This window comes from Erwinia sp. GW821-FHT03D09 (genome assembly GCF_059420805.1).
In genome coordinates this window covers 110555-130342 of the sequence record NZ_JBWKUK010000014.1, presented here as the reverse complement: position 1 = coordinate 130342, position 19788 = coordinate 110555, and the positions used below count along the sequence as shown (strand labels likewise).

Sequence of the window (19788 nt, the reverse complement as noted above, 5' to 3'; positions counted from 1 at the left end):
TAGTAGTTATCAGGCCGTGCTTTCCGAAAGGAATGCGCGGCTTGTTCTCGTTTATAGCCATAAGTGAATAACGGATTATTCTCAAGGCAGCATTCGAAGGGGATTTATGGCTGGACGCATTCCGCGTGTTTTTATCAATGACTTATTGGCCCGCACGGACATCGTGGATCTTATCGATGCTCGCGTTAAGCTAAAAAAGCAGGGTAAAAACTATCACGCATGCTGTCCTTTTCATAATGAGAAAACTCCCTCTTTTACCGTAAATGGCGAAAAGCAGTTTTATCACTGTTTTGGCTGTGGCGCGCACGGGAATGCCATCGATTTCCTGATGAATTACGATCGTCTGGAGTTTGTCGAAAGCATTGAAGAACTGGCGACGGCCTATGGCCTGGAAGTGCCGTACGAAAGCGGTTCCGGCCCCAGCCAGCTTGAGCGCCATCAGCGTCAAAGTCTTTATCAGCTGATGACCGGCCTGCGCGATTTCTATCAGCAGTCGCTGTCTCAAAACCAGGCAGCCGGCGCACGTGATTATCTGGCGCAGCGCGGGTTGAGCAATGATGTTATTCAGCACTTTTCTATCGGCTTTGCCCCTGCGGGTTGGGATAATGCCCTAAAGCGTTTTGGCCGTAATCCGGAAGATAAGCAAACGCTAATCGATGCCGGAATGCTGGTGACCAACGATCAGGGACGCAGCTACGATCGCTTCCGCGAGCGCGTAATGTTCCCCATCCACGATAAGCGCGGACGCGTCATTGGCTTTGGTGGCCGCGTACTCGGCGACGGGATGCCTAAGTATCTGAACTCGCCAGAAACCGATATTTTCCATAAAGGTCGCCAGCTTTATGGCCTTTATGAAGCACAGAAGAACCATCCGAAACCGGCAAAACTGCTGGTTGTTGAAGGCTATATGGATGTGGTTGCCCTGGCGCAGTTTGGTGTGGATTACGCCGTTGCGTCACTGGGAACCTCAACTACGGCAGAGCATATTCAGCTGTTGTTCCGCACCACCGATACGGTGATTTGCTGCTACGACGGCGACCGGGCAGGGCGTGAAGCCGCCTGGCGCGCACTGGAAACGGCTCTGCCTTACATGAATGACGGACGTCAGCTACGCTTTATGTTTCTGCCCGAGGGTGAAGACCCGGATACGCTGATTCGTAAAGAGGGCAAAGAGGCGTTTGAGGCCCAGATGGAGCAGGCCATGCCGCTGTCAGGGTTTCTGTTTGATACGCTGATGCCGCAGGTTGATCTACGATCTCCTGATGGCCGCGCCCAGCTCAGTACCCTGGCGCTGCCGCTGATAAGCCAGGTGCCAGGCGAAACGCTGCGCATCTATCTGCGTCAGGAACTGGGCAACAAACTGGGCATTCTTGACGACAGCCAGCTTGAGAAACTGATGCCCGGTAAGGCCGAAAATGCTATATCGCCCGTGCAACCCCAGCTAAAACGCACAACCATGCGTATACTTATTGGGCTGCTGGTGCAGAATCCGCATCTGGGTGCCATGGTCCCTTCCCTTGAAGGGCTTGAGCAGTCAGAGGTAGCAGGATTCCCGCTTTTTGTAGAATTAGTGAGTACTTGCGTTGCTCACCCTGGCCTGACCACCGGACAGCTACTAGAGTTATACCGTGGAACAAAATTTAGCCAGAGCCTTGAAACGCTGGCCACATGGAACCATATGATCGTTGACGACGAAGTGGACACCATGTTTCAGGACGCACTGGCCAGCATGTACGACGCCGCGCTGGAGCGTCGGCTTGAAGAGCTGATCGCCCGCGATCGTACTCACGGCCTGAATGCTGAAGAGCGCCGTGAACTGTGGGCTCTCAGCCAGGCGTTGAAAAAGCAGTAGCGGCCTTATCAGCTACAATACAGATTATTGACAGTGGGTGACATTTTTATTGCTCATCCGCTTAAACGACAGAATTCAGAAGCGTGAGCTTCGAAAAAGATCTCAGCGGCTTAGGTGCCGATTATCCGTCAGCCAGACCCTGACAGCCGCCACGATGGGCAGCGGCAATAATCCAAACGCCCTCACTGTTATTGTTGGCATCTTAGCCGACCCGACACCAATCTAATTTAACAGAAGTGTGGATACCGTCTTATGGAGCAAAACCCGCAGTCACAGCTGAAACTTCTTGTCACCCATGGTAAGGAGCAAGGCTATCTGACCTATGCCGAGGTCAATGACCATCTGCCGGAAGATATCGTCGACTCCGATCAGATCGAAGACATCATCCAGATGATCAACGACATGGGCATCCAGGTGGTAGAAGAAGCCCCCGATGCCGATGATCTGATGCTGAACGAAAACAGCACCGACACCGATGAAGACGCTGCAGAAGCTGCCGCTCAGGTCTTATCCAGCGTTGAATCTGAAATCGGTCGTACAACCGACCCGGTGCGTATGTACATGCGCGAAATGGGTACCGTTGAGCTGTTAACGCGTGAAGGCGAGATCGATATTGCAAAACGCATTGAAGATGGTATTAACCAGGTTCAGTGCTCCGTCGCGGAATATCCTGAAGCAATTACCTATCTGCTGGAACAGTACGATCGCGTAGAAGCAGGCGAAGCACGCCTGTCCGATCTGATTATCGGCTTTGTCGATCCAAATGCTGAAGAAGATCTGGCACCAACGGCAACTCACGTCGGTTCTGAACTCTCTGAAGAAGAGCGTGATGACGACGAAGATGAAGACGAAGAATCTGACGACGACAGCTCGGAAGATGACAACAGCATCGACCCTGAACTGGCCCGTGAGAAGTTTAACGATCTGCGCGTGCAGTATGAAGTCACCCGCACTGTGATTAAAGCGAAGAGCCGCAGCCACGCTGATGCTATCGCTGAAATTCAGAATCTTTCCGACGTGTTTAAGCAGTTCCGCCTGGTACCGAAGCAGTTCGACTACCTGGTGAATAACATGCGTACCATGATGGATCGCGTTCGTACTCAGGAACGTCTGATCATGAAGCTGTGTGTTGAACTGTGTAAGATGCCGAAGAAAAACTTCATCACCCTGTTTACCGGTAATGAAACCAGCGAAACCTGGTTCAAAGCCGCGCTGGCAATGAACAAACCGTGGTCAGAGAAGCTGAACGACGTTTCTGAAGACGTCCATCGCAGCCTGCAAAAGCTGCAGCAGATTGAAGAAGAAACCGGTCTGACCATCGAGCAGGTAAAAGATATCAACCGTCGTATGTCTATCGGTGAAGCGAAAGCCCGCCGTGCGAAGAAAGAGATGGTTGAGGCTAACCTGCGTCTGGTTATCTCTATCGCTAAAAAATACACCAACCGCGGTCTGCAATTCCTCGACCTGATTCAGGAAGGCAACATCGGCCTGATGAAAGCGGTAGATAAGTTTGAATACCGTCGTGGTTATAAATTCTCGACTTATGCGACTTGGTGGATTCGTCAGGCGATTACTCGTTCTATCGCTGACCAGGCGCGTACCATCCGTATCCCGGTGCATATGATTGAGACGATTAACAAGCTCAACCGTATTTCTCGTCAGATGCTGCAGGAAATGGGGCGCGAGCCGACGCCGGAAGAACTGGCTGAGCGTATGCTGATGCCGGAAGATAAAATCCGCAAGGTGCTGAAAATTGCCAAAGAGCCAATCTCTATGGAGACGCCAATTGGTGATGATGAAGATTCACATCTGGGTGATTTTATCGAAGATACCACGCTGGAGCTGCCGCTGGACTCTGCCACCTCTGAGAGCCTGCGTTCCGCCACCCACGACGTGCTGGCAGGCCTGACGGCCCGTGAGGCGAAGGTTCTGCGCATGCGTTTTGGTATCGACATGAATACCGACCACACGCTGGAAGAAGTGGGCAAACAGTTTGACGTAACGCGTGAGCGTATCCGTCAGATCGAAGCGAAGGCGCTGCGCAAGCTGCGCCACCCAAGCCGCTCCGAAGTGCTGCGCAGCTTCCTCGATGATTAATCTAAGCATCACGTAAACGAATGGCCCTTAAAGGGCCATTTTTTTGCAGGAAACGAACAGTTTATGTGCCATCTTTGCCTCCTTCTCCATTACTTTTCAGCAGGTAAAAGGCTACCTTTACGTTGTGGGTCGTAAAGAGCAGCCTCACTTTGATTATCTTCAAGTGGGGCTTTTCTCTTTTAAACGCTCAAACGCCGCGCGCCGTCAGCGCCTGCTCCAGCGCCGCATAGGCCGCGCTCATTTCTTCCTGTGAAGCACGATTCAGCCCGCTGGGATTAGGCAGAACCCAGACCTCCGTATCACCGATTAACTCTGGCTGCCTGCCCCACTCCACTTTGCTGCGGCGAAAGGCCTGCTGATAGGCCTGTTTTCCCAAAACGGCCAGCGCCGCCGGTCGATACCGTTCGATTTTTTCCCTCAGCGCCAGTCCGCCACTACGCAGTTCGTTGCCTGCAAGCTCGCTGGCCAGTACGGTCGGACGCTCCACCAGCATGGTAATACCGCAGCCGGTTTCCAGCAGCCGCTGCTCCTGTTCGGGTTTGAGCTGACTCAGAGTAAACCCTGCCTGAAAAATAGTTTTCCAGAATCGGTTACCGGGATGGGCAAAGTGAAAGCCGGTATGAGCTGAAGATTTCCCGGGGTTGATACCACAGAACAACACACGCAGGCCGGGCTGAATAATATCGGTAATACCGTGCGCTTCCATACAGCAAAGGCTCCTTTCAGACGGGCCTCCTTATTAAAGAGGCCCGGATTGAAATCAGATAGCGGCGATCACCGCTGCGGTAATTTCCGCCGTTGTTAACCCACCGTTCACTTTCGCTTCTGCGGTAACCACTTCAACGGCATGCAGAATAGCATCAGCCGCCGCGGTTTCACCGAGGTGTTCCAGCATCAGCGCCGCTGACCAGATTGCCGCAATCGGATTGGCAATCCCCTGACCGGCAATATCCGGAGCAGAACCGTGTACCGGTTCGAACATCGATGGCACACCCGGATTCGGATTGAGGTTGGCAGAAGCAGCATAGCCCAGCCCACCCTGAATCGCTGCACCCAGATCGGTCAGGATATCACCAAACAGGTTGGAGGCAACAATCACATCCAGGGTTTCCGGATTCATCACCATGCGGGCTGCAATGGCGTCAATATGATATCGGGTTACGCTGACGTCAGGGTATTCCTTCGCGATCTCCTCGGTGACTTCATCCCACATCACCATGGTGAACTTCTGCGCGTTGGATTTGGTCACCGACGCCAGACGTTTGCTGCGCTTACGCGCCGCCTCAAATCCGAAGCGCAGAATACGTTCAACACCGCGACGAGTGAAAATTGAGGTTTCTACCGCAACCTCATCCGCCGTTCCCTGGTGAATACGCCCCCCTGCCCCGCTGTACTCGCCTTCGGTATTTTCACGAATGCAGAGGATATCGAAATCACCTTTACGCAGCGGGCCTTCTACGCCTGGCAGCAGGCGGTGGGGGCGGACATTGGCAAACAGATCGAACTGCTTGCGGATGGGCAACAGCAGTCCATGCAATGACACGCTATCGGACACTTTTTCCGGCCAGCCAACGGCACCCAGCAGCACGGCATCAAACTGGCGCAGCTTATCGATGCCGTCTTTCGGCATCATCTCACCGTGCTTAAGATAATACTCACAGGACCACGGGAAACGCTCGCCGCTGAGGGAAAAATCAAACTTAGCCGCGCTGTGTTCCAGTACCTGCCAGGCTGCATCAGTCACATCCACGCCGATACCGTCTCCGGGGATCAACGCCACTTGATAGCTTTTCATGACTCTCCTTAGGTTAATTCAGGGCAAAATAGCTCAGCACTTCACAGCCGCGACCAACCGACGGCGTGGCAATTACCTGCCTGCTGGCCAGATCGATCACGCTCAGCGTACCGTCATCTTCATTTGCGATGAGCAGCAGACTGTTATCCGGGCTGAAGCAGCCATCCATGGGTTTATGGCCGACAGCAATCTGCCCAAGTGGATTCAGGATGGCATCATAAAGGCTGATAACGGGTTCGCTATCGCCAATAACCACCAGCAGGGAACCATCTTCGCTGAAGCGGGTAATTTGTGCTGCTTTATTGTGGCCGTTCAGCGGCAGATGCTGCCGAATACGATGGCTCTGTGCATCAACCACATACAGCAGCGGTCGCTGTGCGTCGGTAGCCACCAGATAAGGATAGAGCGGCGAGGCAGCAATACCGTTGATGGGCCCCGGCATCAGAATATTATCCAGCACTTCTCCCCTGCCGTTGGCCAGCCCGACCACAGTAATGGTCGCATCCTCTTCATTATCGGTAAATAATTTACGTCCGGACGGCAAAATGGTTAATCGATGACTGTTGTACGAAGTCAGCGGGATATGGCCGATCATGCGTTCACTTTCCGGATCGAGTATCAAAATCGTCGCGCTATTTTCACAACACATATAGACGTAACCATCGCTACCCAACCGTCCGGTATGCGGCGACTCCAGCGGGCTGATATCGATAAATCCCGTCAGTTCATGTGAAGCCAGATCGATAACCGCGATTTTATGACCGGGATGGGGGTTATCGCCGTGGATGCCATCACCGTAGATCGGCACCCAGGCCTTGCGCTGTTTGGGCAGGATCAGCAACTCATGTGGACGGGACGGAAAAGCGTTAAGCTCGCGCTCTACGGCAAAGGTCTGGGGATCAAGAAACAGGACATTGCTGCCCTGCTTATCAACGGCAATCAGGCCAAACTGGCGATCGGTTAGCGGCATACACATACCCCTTAGTTTTATCACACTATAAGGGTAGTCCATCCGGCTACACGATGAGGGTTCAGAGCACGCCAGCGCGTGATCTTCGTGAGAAGGCGGGCCACTGACGGTGACGGCGCCAATCACGCCGCCGTTACCCAACAAGATAGGGCAACTACCGCCGCTGTCGGTGTAACACCCAGGGTCCTATGTAGTTCATCTCGGACATTGGCGTGCCCTGTGACTTATTCAGCTCCTGAGTGTAGAACGAGGAGTGCGCATTGCGCAGTACGGTATGGCGCTTGCGAGCAATTCACTCAAGATTTTCCGCGCTCGAACCGCTCAGTGAGGTACTGAACAGCGCCTGCCCAAACGCGAATACTTCGATGGCGACCGGCATCTTCTCACTGACGGCGCGCTCACGGCTCAGCGAACCAATTTTCCAGGCGGTATCAAAATCAAACTGGCTGACGCGAACTGACGCGAACGGTGGCTTCCTGCTGTAACAGCGTTTCAAGGCTGGGAATGGCTGACATAAAACATCTCCGGCAAGTTTGACGAAATAAGGCTTGCAGGATAAATGAATTTATTCTTCCAACACATCACAAAAGGAAATAAATATTTTATTTGAGAGGACGATCAACTATTTTCCTGCAACCGGTCGCAACGCTATCGCCCACTTTCGGCAACTGAACGAAGGCGTCACCCAGCGGAAAATGCCTCGCGCAGCCAGTGGATAAAGCCGCTTACCGCACGTGGCACCTGGGCCGACCACGGCCGCACGACATACAGCATATCGGCAAAGGCCCCTACGGTTTGCCACTGTGGCAGCAGTTGAATCAGCTTTCCCTCCTTTAGTGCCGCTTGCGCACTGAAATCCGGCAGCAGTGCGATCCCTAACCCTTCCAGCGCCGCATCGCGGATCGATTCGCTGTTATTGGTGGCAAACGGGCCGCTGACGTTAACCACCAGCCTTTCACCACCGGAAAGAGGCTGAAAGCTCCAGCGGGGAGGCTCCACGCCGCGCGGGTAATACAGGCACTGATGCTCGCTCAGTGACGCTGGAGTTTCAGGTATCCCGTAGCGTGCCAGATAATCCGGTGATGCTACCACCAGCGCGCGGGTGGTGCACAGCGGCAGCGCGACGTGGGTTTCCGGTAGCGTATTGCTGTGGCGAATGGCCAAATCAAACCCTTCGCTGGCGAGAGAAACCAGCCGGTCAGAGACCTCCAGCTGTACCCTGACCTGCGGATGCTGGCGTAAAAAAGCGGTGATATGTGGCACCAGCTGCTGGCGGGCGAATGCCACCGGCGCAGTGACGCGAACCAGGCCGCGCAGCGGTCCGGCAGAATCACGCACGCTGAAAAAACTCTGTTCGATCTGGGCAAACGGCGCACGTAAATCCTCAACCAGTTTTTCACCCGCGCTGGTCAACCGCACGCTGCGCGTGGTTCGCGTCACCAGAGGCACGCCCGCCAGCTGCTCAAGCTCTTTAATCTTCTGCGACATCGCCGCCTTACTGACTTCCAGCCGATCGGCCGCGGCGGTAAAACTACCCTGCTCGGCCAGCACCGTCAGCCAGTGCAGATGCGTCCACAGTGCATCAGTCTTCAGTTCTTTCATTTTTATTGTTCACTATAGTAAATAATCAATTCAAGTATAGCGCTTTTTTCTAACGGAGTTTATGGGTAAATTTATCACCAGAGACGAGCAGGATAAGCTGACCACTTTCCCTAAAAGCACAGCAAGCCAGCCCGATAAAACCAGCAATAGAGAGTGTCGAGGTTATTATGCCATTACTGCAATTTGATGTTATTCAGGGCCGTTCCGAGTCAGAGCTGAAAACGCTGCTTGATGCCGCGCATCGTGCAGTACTGGCAGCATTTAAAGTTCCAGAGCGCGATCGCTACCAGATTGTTCATGAAAACAAAGGTTATCAGATGGTATTTGAAGATACCGGACTGGGTTTACAGCGTACCGATAATCTGGTGATGGTGCGGGTATTTACCAGCCCGCGCAGCAGCGAGCAGAAGCAGTTCTTTATGGCTGAACTGTGCCGTGAGTTTCAGGAAAGCTGTGGGATTTTACCATCGGACGTGATGATCACTTTTATCACTAACGAGAAAGGCGACTGGAGTTTTGGTAACGGCGTGGCGCAGTATCTGACCGGTGAACTGTAAGACGTGAAGAGTCAATAGACTCCCCGACTATTGTCGGGGAGTCGTTAAATCAGAAGTCGTAGCGCAGACGCACCAGATTCATATCACCCAGATTGTCGGTGCTTGAGGTAAATACGTGCTCGTAGTCAACACGGAAGCCGTAGTCCAGCTTGAAGGTTACGCCCAGCCCGTTATCAATACGTTTGTAGTTACGACCCGTTACGTACTCCAGACGGTCACCCATCACATACGGCATTACTGACTTCAGGCCGTACTGCTGGACCGGAATGGTATAACCTGCCAGATATTCAACACCCCACGCATCACCGGCAAAGTAGTTGTGAACGTCAGCCTGCTTGGTGGTCAGGAAATTATCATACCAGCCACCACCGACGGTGAAGGTCCAGCTATCCGGCGTCCAGCTCAGTGCCGTGCCGAAGATATTTTGATCGTAGGATTTATCATCGCCGTTGCCAGGATTACGCATTTCAGCGCGTGTATAGTTCCATGCCGTACCCCAGGTCAGATCTTTAGTGATGTGGTAGTCCACACCCAGCGAGCCGCCGCCCTGACGTTTGTAACGCAGGCCATTACCCGGCAGGTACTCATTGTCGGAGAAAAGATAGGATGCGTAAAAATCGGTATTACCCAGGGTATTTTTATATTTCAGCATCTTACGGCTACGATATGACCCATCGTAATCGCCGTTAACACCGTTGCCCGGAGCCTGAGCCAGCATGTCGTAATCCCAGATATCGGTTTTAACGCCGACAACATCGTAGTAGACGCTGTTCTGCTGACCAAAGGTCAACTGGCCCCAGGTCGCGCTCTTAAGACCGGTATACAGCATACGACGCGAGGTATTATTTGCACCGTCGGCGTGGTGGTTATCCCAGTCGAACAGCGCAGGGATATTCACCCCCAGCTCGTAGTAGCTGATCCAGCTAATGTCATCGAACAGATAATAATCTGCTGCGAAACGGAAACGCGTACCGCCATCAAAACCGTTACGTTTATATGAACCTTTATCACCGTCGCCGGTCATATTATTGAACTGTGGTCGGATACTGCCGCCCACTGTGAAGTTCAGGCGGCTAAGCGGGTCGCCCGCCTGAGGGTCCTGTTTCAAAAGAGTAATTTCTGCATTTGCAGCGAAAGAAGCACTGCCCATAATCACCCCCAGAGCAATATCCCGGAGCGGTAAACGTTGTTTTTTTAACATTCTGTAGCCCTGTGTAATATTAGAATATAATTAGCCACTAAAATATTATCCTGAAAAGGGCCATAAGAATGCCTCCAATATTACTATTTTGTGCTATTTCCCCCGCGAAGAAATCAAGGAAATATTACAAAACAAACATTTGGAAATATAAATTATCATTACGTGCTATAAACTCACCACACAGGAGTAAAAGTACTTAAAAGTTATATTTAAAACGTACTGCGTTAACATCTCCCGGATAGTCTTGAGCAGTACGAAATATATGCTGATAATCAATCCTAAGGGGTTTGCCGACATAAAAGGCCACAGCAAAATCATTTTCGTGGCTGTAACGTTCATGACCTTTTCCTGCGCGTAATTGTGTGCCAAAGTAGTACGACATGACGGCATTAACAGGAAATGAATGAAGAGGAATACGCTGACCGATAAAGTAACTGCTTCCCCAAGAATTTTTTGCAAAATAATGCTTTTCCGTTTTGTTTTTCATCGAAATAAAATGATGATACCAACCTTCCGTTAAAACGATCGTCCAATTACCCGGCTTCCAGATAACACTGCTGCTCAGTAACTGCTGATTAACATCATGTTGTTGATCGCTTCGAGTATCCCGCAGGAGCGCATGAGTAGTATCCCAGGCAAAACTCCATGTTAAATCAGGTATAACTTTCAGCTTTAAACCCAACGCTGCTCCACCATGCCTTAAATAACGTAAATGGTTTTTTAATGCCAGAGGATGCTCTTCAAAAAGATAGCTACCAAAAAACCTAACCTGCCAAAATTCTGTTGGTACATTAATGATTCCCGGGAACGCCATGAACCATCATAATTACTGTCAACTCCCAGGCGTACCGGCTCTGCACTTAAATCACCGGACAGATTATTTATTTCCCCAGAAATAAGACGATAGTAGACACTGTTCTGCTGTCCATAGGTCAACTGCCCTAACCGCTGACTTTTTATCCCGCTGTAAAGTTGCCGACATCCGGTATTTCGAGCGCCCTTTGCATAATGTCCACTTCAACCAAAGAATTTGGGCAGCTCAATGCCAACCTCATAATAATTTGTCCAACTGAGATCGTTGCTAAGGAGGTAACTCAAGTGGAAACGAAAACGTGTACCGCCATCAAAAATATTCCGCTGAAAAGAGCCTTTATCTTTATTCCCCGTCACATCATGAACCTGCGGACGAATACTACCGCCCACCTGTACGTTAAGACGGCCAGGCCCCTGAGGAGCCAGGCGATTTCCTTCCATCAGAGTGATTTCCGCCTCCACCCGATAGCTGCTGAGTCTCAGCGCCAATGAAAAGGCGGTCTGCTGTAAATTCAGTCTTATTCTCATGATGAATATCTGCCTCATCTGTTCCAGCATTCCCTGATGAGGCAGCCGCAGCTATTCAGGCACAGAACACAGCAATCACCTTTATTTTGCTAAATAGAATTACATAACGTGCTCGTGGCACACATTGCCCTCCGTTTAAGCTTATAAACACGAGCAAGTTAACATTTTTGCAACGCACCGATTTCGCCTCACCTTTTCCACGGTGCTACTGGGTGCTACTGGTTGTACCGTAGGGTGGATTGGCCCTGCTACCCGGCTGAAGGAACCTAAAAGGGTGTCAGGAATGTGAGCAATTTCTTAATTTTGTCATAATTGCGGGATGAAAGGAAAGATAAGCCATATTTATCCAATAACCGATCGCACCTGCCTGTTCATCGGTGCCAAACACAGTGAAGGGAAAGTAAAAATGATTAACATAATGAAAAATAATACTTTTATCGAAAAATACTTGTAAATATTCTTAACGATACTCAGCTTAGCATTTGTTACGTTTTCTCCTGCCTAAGTTAAACAGAAGCTAAACGGAGCCGCGTGAATGCGCATCCACACCACATTTCGCTGTCCCCCCATTTATTGCCAGAGATAATTAACTGCGTTAAATTAATTCGTTAACTCGAATCATTTCATCTCGCCGCTACCTGACAGGGATTGCGTCACACACAGGGTAAAATCGATCCAATGGTTTCAGAATGGTTATCTTTAGTATTGTTTGTCGCTTCTGCTGCTCTCTACACCTGGAAAGGGGGGCAACATAAGCTGTGGTTTTCTGCCGTACTGGCGCTGCTCGGCATCTATATCATTCTAAATGCTTCACTTTTTGCGAGTAATTACTTTACCGGTGAAGGAATTAACGACGCGGTTATCTATACGATAACCAGCAGTCTCAGTGGCGCAGGATTACAGAAATATATTATGCCGGCCGCTGGGCTGATCGTCGGTTTATTATTGCTATTTCTGTTTTTATCCTGGGTTTTACGTCTGCGTAAAAACCATAATTACAGCAAACTGTACAGCCTGCTGGCGCTGGTACTCGCTGCAGCATCCATTAAAACAACGCCGGCGTACCAGCAGGTTAGCGATCTAATCAAATCGCAGGTCGCGAAAGGAGATTCCGACTTTTACAGTCACTATAAGGTGCCGGGGAAGAACCTGCGCGGCGATCGCCCAAACCTGGTGTATATCTACGCGGAAAGCCTGGAACGTACCTATTTTGATGATAAGGCGTTTCCTGGCCTGGCCCCGGAACTGAACCGCATCAAAGCGGACTCACTCGATTTCAGTAACACCGAACAACTGCCTGGAACCGAATATACTATTGCCGGTATTGTCGCCTCACAGTGTGGCATCCCGCTATTTGCTCCTTTTGACGGCAACGCGTCCAGCTCGCTTTCCACCTTCTATCCGCAAAACGTCTGCCTGGGTGACATCCTTAAAGCTTCCGGCTATCAGAACTATTTCTATCAGGGAGCCAGTCTGAGCTTTGCCGGTAAAGATCTGTTCTTAACTTCTCACGGCTTTGACCATATTTATGGTTTCAATGAATTAAAAAGCATGGTGAAAGATCAAAACTATCGTAACGACTGGGGCTGGTACGACGATACCGTGCTCGATATCGTCTTCGATAAATATCTGGAACTGGCGAAGAAAAATCAGCCCTTCTCGCTGTTCGCACTCACCGTAGATACCCATCATCCAGACGGATTCATCTCCCGCAGCTGTCAGAGAAAGTCCTATCCATTCGATGGAAAAGAGAATAAGTCTTTTGCTGCCGTTGCCTGCGGTCAGGAACATATTGCCCGGCTGATTGAAAGAATACGTGCAACTCCGTATTTCAAAAACACCATTATTGTCGTCGGCTCCGATCACCTGGCGATGAACAACACCGCCTTTAAGTACCTGAATCAGCACGACCGTCGCGATCTGTTCTTTATGCTGCGCGGTGACAGCGTAAGCAGCAAAGTTATCATGGCCAAACGCAGCACGCTTGATAACGGAGCCACCGTACTGGATGCAATGGGCGGTGATAACTTTATCGGCCTGGGGCGCAGTTCGCTTTCATCCACGTCACTTTCAGCCACTTATCTGAATATCAAAGAAAAGATCAACGAGTGGAAGCCTGACGTGATTAAGCTGTGGAACTTCCCGAAAGCGATTTCGGGTTACAAAATAGACAGCGAAAATAATACATTCAGTTTCTCAGGCTCCCACTTTAAGCTGCCGCTGCTTTTATCGGTGATGCCAAACAAGATTGAACCCAAGCTTGATGCCTATCTGGCAACGCCTCTGAAACAGCAGCTGGCGAGATTTGCCCCTGATGAAAAATTTGTCTGGGCCGATCGCTGCTACAAAATCGGCAGCGTGTGGGATGAATCCCTGACGCTGAATAACGGGCTATGCATTGCCAACGGTACGCTGAATGCGAAACCGCATATTGAACAGCTCAAACCGGGCAGTACGTTGGGGAAAATCACTTTCACCCCAACCAACAGCAGCAGTGACGAACAGTATCAGCGCAGCGTAACCCGCCTGCGGATCGCCGATGCCGATTTAAAATATCGCTCGGACCGTATTCTGTTTAATCTGCCAGGGCTGCCGCAGCAGGTACTGAAAATAACCGGTATGTCCTACGTTGAGCCATGGGGCCGCTGGTCAGATGCGAATCTGCTACCGGAAGTGACCATACAATATCTGGAACCGCTGCCTGAAGCGTTCCAGCTGCAGCTGACGGCGCGCGCCTTTGGCAACAACGCACTGCGTCCGGTCATTGTTAAGGTGGGTGACTGGCAGCAGGAAATCTCTCTGAGCGAAAGCGATACCACCCTGACGTTACAGGTCAGCAATCCTTCGGGTGCGCGTAGCATCATTCTGGTGCCTCCAGAGCCGGTAAAGTCAACGCTGGGTACCATTGATGGCTTTGCAGCCCGCCGACTGGGTATTGGACTTATCGACCTGCAAGTATCGCCACGGCAGTAAACAACCCGCCCCCTTCATCGGGGGCGATTGTCCTGTTATCGGATAAGAAAATATCGAATTTCGGCGAGTGCAACCTCCACAAACAGAATGTCCCGCTGGCGATATCGGCGATATTTTTATGTCTTTTCGAGCGTTATTTCAGAGCAGTCGTTAATTCGCAGTGCTGTATTTTCTACCAGAATGAAACACCTGCCCGCTGTTGATTCCATTCGATACCGGTCGTGACACTTTTATTCACATGAAGGGCTTGCAGTAAAAAACAGAAAAATTACTATGGCGTAGTAATCATTCACTCACAGGAAAGCCTTCCCGTTGAAATCTTTGCGCTACGCCCTGATAATTTTACCTGTGCTTGCTCTGCCGATGAAAAGCCAGGCGCAGAAAACGCCCGATCCGCTGCTGGCCTCCGAACTGGTTAATCGCTATGCCGATAATATTTTCTATAACACCAAAGCCAGCGGTATGGCCATTGTCGCCATTCATGCCAATCAGCGTATCTTCGCCAGCCGCGGTGTAGTGCGTCCCGGAAGCAAGCAGCCACCCGCTAAGGATTCACTGGTCCGTATCGCCTCGTTGAGTAAGCTGATGAGTAGCGAACTGATGGTCAAACTGGCAGAAGAAGGTCGGCTCAAGCTGGACGATCCTCTTAGTAAGTACGCTCCTGCCGGTGCCCGAGTGCCCACCTGGAACGGGCAGCCCATCCGACTGGTTAACCTTGCCACACACACCAGCGGCCTGCCGCGTGAACAGCCCGGCGGTAAAGCGATGCGTCCGGTGTTTACCTGGCCTACTAACAGCCAGCGCTGGGCGTGGCTGCGTACCGCGCAGTTAAAATCGGCTCCCGGCCAGGTTGCTTCCTACTCTAATTTAGCCTTTGATTTATTGGGTGATGCCCTGGCAAAAGCCGGAGGCAAACCCTATCCGGCCCTGCTGCAGGAGAAAGTCACCCGACCTCTGGGAATGAAAGATACCACTTTCACACCGTCTCCAGGCCAGTGCGCGCGTCTGATTATCCCGGCGAAAAACCCCAGTCCGTGCAATAACTCACTGGCGGCGATTGGCAGCGGAGGAGTTTACTCCACGCCGGATGATATGGGTCGCTGGATGCAGCAGTTCCTGTCATCAGATGTGCAGGCTCGTAGCGCCCACGTTGACCGGCTGCAAACGATGATTTACCAGCGTAGCCAGCTCACTAAAGTAGAGGGGATGGATGTCCCTGGACGTGCTGATGCACTCGGTATGGGATGGGTCTACATGGCACCGCGCGAAGGCAGACCGGGGATCATTGAAAAAACCGGTGGTGGCGGCGGCTTTATTACCTATATGGCGATGGTGCCACAGTACAGCGTAGGCGTATTTATTGTTGTCGCACGCTCGAATGAAACCCGCTTCACGCCAATGAGTGATGGCGTCAACAACCTGCTTACCGAAATGATTGGTAACTCGTCAGGCAGCGCTCAGCTGGCCGCAAGTATCATGGCAAACTGATCGCTATATTCGGTATGCATTTCATTCTGCATCCCCTTTCTCTTCATTTATTACAGAACCATCCGCCGCAACATCATCCTGCGTGCGGCGGATAAGTCTCTCACGCGGGAGCAGACGCCCGCGCTTATCATAATAACGACTTGGCCAGATTTCTGATGGGTGCATATCCAGCGCGGCTGCAATAATAAACTCACCTTTTGGCCAGGGTTTTTTCAGTGCATTTGCCAGCGTCCCCGAACTCAGCCCTACCTCACGCGAAAGTGCCGCCAGTGAATTTTTACGTTTTTTAATCGCAGCAATAATATCTGCACTGTGCATATCCTGTCGTTTCGTCATGGCATCCTCTGCGTGTCGGTGAGTTCCTGCTTCGCGCTCAATTTAACACTAAGTACTACTTAGTACAATTTGCATTAGCAACTAAGAGAATCCCGTTAATTGTTTCAATACCGGGATTATTATGCTGGCACATCGTTTAAAAGAGGCTCGCCTGAGAAAAGGGCTATCGCAGCAAAAACTGGGCGTTTTAGCGCAAATTGACGAGGCCACAGCCAGTGCCCGTATGAACCAGTACGAACGGGGTATTCACGTGCCTGATTTTGAACTGGTATGCCGTCTGGCCGTTATCCTGGACGTGCCATCCTGCTATTTTTATACGGTGGAAGATGAACTTGCCAGGCTGGTGCTGGCCTGGTATTCGCAGCATAAATCACACTAAATGTTAAAACGCATTCCCTGCTGCATCTCCTGTCGATTAGACTAAGTTCTACTTAGTACATTTTATTCGAGCGACTAAGAGAATCCTGTTATCTGTTCAGAAGTCAGGATCGACATGCTGCCACAACGTTTAAAACACGCGCGAACAAGGATGAAGATATCGCAGCAGAAACTGGGGATTTTAGCCGGAATTGACGAAGCCACCGCCAGTACCCGAATGAACCAATACGAACGCGGTATTCATACACCCGATTTTGAACTGGTTTGCCGCCTGGCAGCCGTACTGCATGTGCCCGCATGCTATTTCTACACGCAGGAAGATGAACTGGCCGAACTTATAGAACACTGGTATGAGCACCATAACAGCTCAAACTAAAGCGTCCCCCCGCCACTAAATCCATGTCGTAAAGTTCTCGCGCGCTCCTTACATCATCTGATTATAAGTTGTTCTTTTTTATCATATGTCCGAACGGTTGACTCAGTCACGGAATTACGGTTATTTGACAGCCTTCTACCTCTTTGAATTCAGGGAAAATATCGTGTTTAAGCCTGCCATAACGCGTTCAGTTACCACTACTGCGCTTCTGCTGGGATTACTACTCACCGGCTGCGATCAAAAAGCGACTGACAGCCATCATATTAAAGTTGGCGTGATTAACGGTGCGGAGCAGGATGTCGCGAAAACGGTCGCTAAAGAGAAATACGGATTAGATGTAGAACTGGTTGGTTTCAGTGGTTCTCTGCTGCCTAATGAACCCACGGCAGGCGGCGATCTCGATGCTAACGTGTTCCAACACCGACCGTTCCTTGAGCAGGATAATAAAGCCCATGGCTATAAACTTGTCGCGGTTGGCAATACGTTCGTTTTCCCAATGGCTGGTTACTCTAAAAAAATAAAAACAATCAGTGAGTTGAAAGAAGGCGATACCATCGCCATTCCAAATGATGCCACCAATCTTGGCCGCGCACCGTTGCTGTTACAAAAAGAAAAACTGATTACGCTCAAACCGGATACTGGCCTGTTGCCAACCGCCGTGGATATCACCGCTAATCCACTGCATCTGCAAATCATGGAACTGGAAGGCACACAGCTCCCCCGCGTGCTGGATGATGCCAAAGTAACGGTGGCAATTATCAGCACCACCTATATTCAACAAACCGGGCTGAATCCGGTGCGTGACAGCGTATTTATTGAAGATAAGCAGTTACCTTATGTGAATATCATCGTGACCCGTGAAGAAAATAAAGACGCAGAAAACGTCCGCGATTTTATTAAATCCTACCAGTCGCCGGAAGCGGCAGCCGCCGCGGATAAAATCTTCAATGGTGGTGCCGTCACAGGCTGGTAATCGAACTCACTCGCAGTACCATAATGATTAACACTGTCAGCTGTTTAGATTACTAAATGCAGATATTTGTGAAAAACCACACAGTATTTGGATAATCTTCAACGACGCCGCTCACCGTTGATCGCGATCAAGAAGGGTCATACCTGCTCATCGGTATGATCCTGCCTGTAAAATAAATCTCATAACCTGACTATTTTTCCGGCTTCGTTCCTACCATTTTCAGTCATGGAGAACTTCATTAAGACACGGGTAAGCAATCTCATAATGACTTTGCTTAATGACGGGCAACATGGATGAGCTGCCAATGCGATACAACATTAACGCCAGTCTTATTTATGACGCCGCAGACGGAACCATTACGCTGCCGGGCAGTAATACTCCGGACGCTCAGCTCTCGATTACTGCCAGCGCATTACTGCTGTTCTTCCTTCAGCACCAGGAGGTTGTTAGCCGGGAATACGTGCTAAAAAAAGTCTGGGATGATAATGGGTTAACATCATCAAACAGCAACCTTAATCAGTATCTGAGTATGCTGCGCAAAACATTCCGCCACTACGATATAGAAAATATTATTCTGACTATTTCACGGGGTAATTTGCAGTTTAATCCGGATATTGCAGTCGAGATACTCGACGGCCTTCCTCTTCAACCCGCACCAGAAGTGCATTCTGATCGGGCGATGCCGCCAAAGGTGGTGAGAGAACGTAATGCTTTTCCAAAGGCCGGGAAAATCAACTGGAATATGGCCAGCGCCGTATTACTGATCCTATCGCTATTGATGCTCCCCTTATCCCTGATTAATCGCCTCAACCCGGTTTTTCTCTCCCCCGTGCCTGTTTCAGGCCAGGGCTGCGAATTGTCAGGTACAACAGATATGGTCGGCTCAGTAACGACTCACAACTATGAGAAGAATTTTTTTAATATTTTACAAAAACTTAACCTAACCTGCAATCCAGGGCAGCAATACATCTTTTTCTACAGTGACAAATTACAGACCAAAGGATTAGGTCGCGTTTCCCTCGCTCACTGCGCCATTCATGGCAATATCCCTTACGGTTACTGTGATAACTACTTTTATTACTCATGGGAGCCAAAATGAAGATGTATCCCAGATCTTTTTTTGCCGTTTCGCTGATGATATTTAGCGCAACAGCGGTATTTACCAGCTGGCGTTTGCTATCGCAGCAGGCCTCAACACAAATTGACTGCTCGTCGCGGGTCATCATGCGATTTGAAAATATGGATAAGGGAAACGTGAACGGTTCGGTTCACTTCAACTTCGGCCCGAGTGGAAAAGGCTCCATGGTCGTGGAGGGCTATACCGATTCGGAAGAAGGTCCCCTCTATCTTCAGCGCTATGTCAAATTTACCTACAATGTCAGGCACGTCTCAACTGCGGAAAACCACTATATGATTAATCAGTGGCAGGCGAGCGCCTCTTCTATCGACAGGTCGCCAGATATCATTTTCGACTATTTCATGCGCGAGATGTCAGACAGTCGCGATGGCCTGTTTCTTAATGCTCGCCGTCTGAGTAGCAAGACCGTGCTATTCAGCTCAATCAACTCACCTTTATATATCTGCACCTTAAAATCCGGTAGTACTTTCAATTAAATTCAATGCCCCCTGTCCGTAATACTGAAAAACAGCACATTATGTATTTAGCGGGACGCTAAAAAAACCAATGAAATATGAGGTGCACCACAGTTTTATGAGTGGCTGTCTTTACTCATATTCAAACCATTAGCATCGGGCTAACAAAGTGACGCTTCTCTGACTGACGTGAAAATCAGCTATATTCAATCAACCACAACCAAGGTAAAAATCAGCACAGAAAAGTAAATCATGG

At 50.2% G+C, this 19788-nt stretch carries 19 protein-coding genes; 10 read left to right on the top strand and 9 right to left on the bottom strand.

Translation table 11 applies throughout. From position 1 onward, the window contains the following. Positions 1-106 precede the first annotated feature (106 nt). On the top strand, positions 107-1852 hold the full coding sequence (gene dnaG / locus AC07U6_RS15455; protein WP_494763889.1) for a DNA primase: 1746 nt from the start codon (positions 107-109) through the stop codon (positions 1850-1852). Positions 1853-2104: 252 nt separating this feature from the next. Beyond that, positions 2105-3949 (top strand): RNA polymerase sigma factor RpoD, encoded by a 1845-nt coding sequence (gene rpoD / locus AC07U6_RS15450; RefSeq protein WP_494763890.1) that lies wholly within the window; start codon positions 2105-2107, stop codon positions 3947-3949. Positions 3950-4136: 187 nt separating this feature from the next. On the opposite strand, the gene mug is transcribed toward rpoD, so the two are convergent. From mug to AC07U6_RS15425, 5 genes are all read right to left on the bottom strand, one after another. Next, the gene (mug, locus tag AC07U6_RS15445) at positions 4137-4655 is read right to left on the bottom strand and encodes a G/U mismatch-specific DNA glycosylase (protein ID WP_494763891.1); all 519 of its coding nucleotides are present in this window, start codon (positions 4653-4655) and stop codon (positions 4137-4139) included. Positions 4656-4709: 54 nt separating this feature from the next. Beyond that, a complete protein-coding gene (locus tag AC07U6_RS15440) occupies positions 4710-5744 on the bottom strand; it encodes a tartrate dehydrogenase (protein WP_494763892.1) in 1035 nt (344 codons plus the stop codon). A 13-nt stretch (positions 5745-5757) separates the two neighbouring features. After that, positions 5758-6714, bottom strand: coding sequence for a beta-propeller fold lactonase family protein (locus tag AC07U6_RS15435; protein WP_494764558.1), 957 nt, complete (start codon positions 6712-6714; stop codon positions 5758-5760). A gap of 292 nt (positions 6715-7006) precedes the next feature. Further along, entirely contained in the window at positions 7007-7210 is a 204-nt protein-coding gene (locus tag AC07U6_RS15430) for a hypothetical protein (protein ID WP_494763893.1), read from the bottom strand. Positions 7211-7395: 185 nt separating this feature from the next. Further along, positions 7396-8316, bottom strand: coding sequence for a LysR family transcriptional regulator (locus AC07U6_RS15425; RefSeq protein WP_494763894.1), 921 nt, complete (start codon positions 8314-8316; stop codon positions 7396-7398). A gap of 167 nt (positions 8317-8483) precedes the next feature. On the opposite strand from AC07U6_RS15425, the gene AC07U6_RS15420 reads away from it, so the two are divergent. Continuing rightward, positions 8484-8873, top strand: coding sequence for a tautomerase family protein (locus AC07U6_RS15420; protein WP_123331455.1), 390 nt, complete (start codon positions 8484-8486; stop codon positions 8871-8873). Positions 8874-8922: 49 nt separating this feature from the next. On the opposite strand, the gene AC07U6_RS15415 is transcribed toward AC07U6_RS15420, so the two are convergent. The 3 genes from AC07U6_RS15415 to AC07U6_RS15405 all read right to left on the bottom strand — a co-directional run bounded on the left by AC07U6_RS15415 (position 8923) and on the right by AC07U6_RS15405 (position 11433). Beyond that, entirely contained in the window at positions 8923-10023 is a 1101-nt protein-coding gene (locus AC07U6_RS15415) for a porin (RefSeq protein ID WP_494764559.1), read from the bottom strand. A 247-nt stretch (positions 10024-10270) separates the two neighbouring features. Next, positions 10271-10888: a hypothetical protein gene (locus AC07U6_RS15410; RefSeq protein ID WP_494763895.1), complete on the bottom strand. Its 618-nt coding sequence runs from the start codon at positions 10886-10888 to the stop codon at positions 10271-10273. Between the two features lie 203 nt (positions 10889-11091). Then, on the bottom strand, positions 11092-11433 hold the full coding sequence (locus AC07U6_RS15405; protein WP_494764815.1) for a hypothetical protein: 342 nt from the start codon (positions 11431-11433) through the stop codon (positions 11092-11094). A 660-nt stretch (positions 11434-12093) separates the two neighbouring features. On the opposite strand from AC07U6_RS15405, the gene opgB reads away from it, so the two are divergent. Together opgB and ampH are read left to right on the top strand one after the other, a co-directional pair. Next, positions 12094-14388: a phosphatidylglycerol--membrane-oligosaccharide glycerophosphotransferase gene (gene opgB, locus AC07U6_RS15400; protein ID WP_494764560.1), complete on the top strand. Its 2295-nt coding sequence runs from the start codon at positions 12094-12096 to the stop codon at positions 14386-14388. 363 nt (positions 14389-14751) lie between these two features. Next, a complete protein-coding gene (gene ampH / locus AC07U6_RS15395) occupies positions 14752-15876 on the top strand; it encodes a D-alanyl-D-alanine-carboxypeptidase/endopeptidase AmpH (RefSeq protein WP_494764561.1) in 1125 nt (374 codons plus the stop codon). A gap of 21 nt (positions 15877-15897) precedes the next feature. Here ampH and AC07U6_RS15390 read toward each other — a convergent pair whose 3' ends face one another. Next, positions 15898-16212, bottom strand: a complete 315-nt coding sequence (locus AC07U6_RS15390; protein ID WP_494763897.1) for a helix-turn-helix domain-containing protein — start codon at positions 16210-16212, stop codon at positions 15898-15900. 121 nt (positions 16213-16333) lie between these two features. Between AC07U6_RS15390 and AC07U6_RS15385 the strand changes: the two genes are divergently transcribed. The 5 genes from AC07U6_RS15385 (at position 16334) to AC07U6_RS15365 (ending at position 19553) form a co-directional block, all read left to right on the top strand. Beyond that, positions 16334-16591: a helix-turn-helix domain-containing protein gene (locus AC07U6_RS15385; protein WP_105592551.1), complete on the top strand. Its 258-nt coding sequence runs from the start codon at positions 16334-16336 to the stop codon at positions 16589-16591. Between the two features lie 114 nt (positions 16592-16705). Further along, complete coding sequence (locus AC07U6_RS15380; RefSeq protein ID WP_494763898.1) at positions 16706-16966, top strand: helix-turn-helix domain-containing protein; 261 nt, start codon at positions 16706-16708, stop codon at positions 16964-16966. A 163-nt stretch (positions 16967-17129) separates the two neighbouring features. Continuing rightward, positions 17130-17939: a lipoprotein NlpA gene (nlpA, locus tag AC07U6_RS15375; protein ID WP_494763899.1), complete on the top strand. Its 810-nt coding sequence runs from the start codon at positions 17130-17132 to the stop codon at positions 17937-17939. Between the two features lie 304 nt (positions 17940-18243). After that, positions 18244-19038 (top strand): winged helix-turn-helix domain-containing protein, encoded by a 795-nt coding sequence (locus AC07U6_RS15370; protein ID WP_494764562.1) that lies wholly within the window; start codon positions 18244-18246, stop codon positions 19036-19038. Beyond that, complete coding sequence (locus AC07U6_RS15365; RefSeq protein ID WP_494763900.1) at positions 19035-19553, top strand: FidL-like protein; 519 nt, start codon at positions 19035-19037, stop codon at positions 19551-19553. The genes AC07U6_RS15370 and AC07U6_RS15365 overlap by 4 nt, the downstream gene beginning before the upstream one ends. Positions 19554-19788 lie beyond the last annotated feature (235 nt).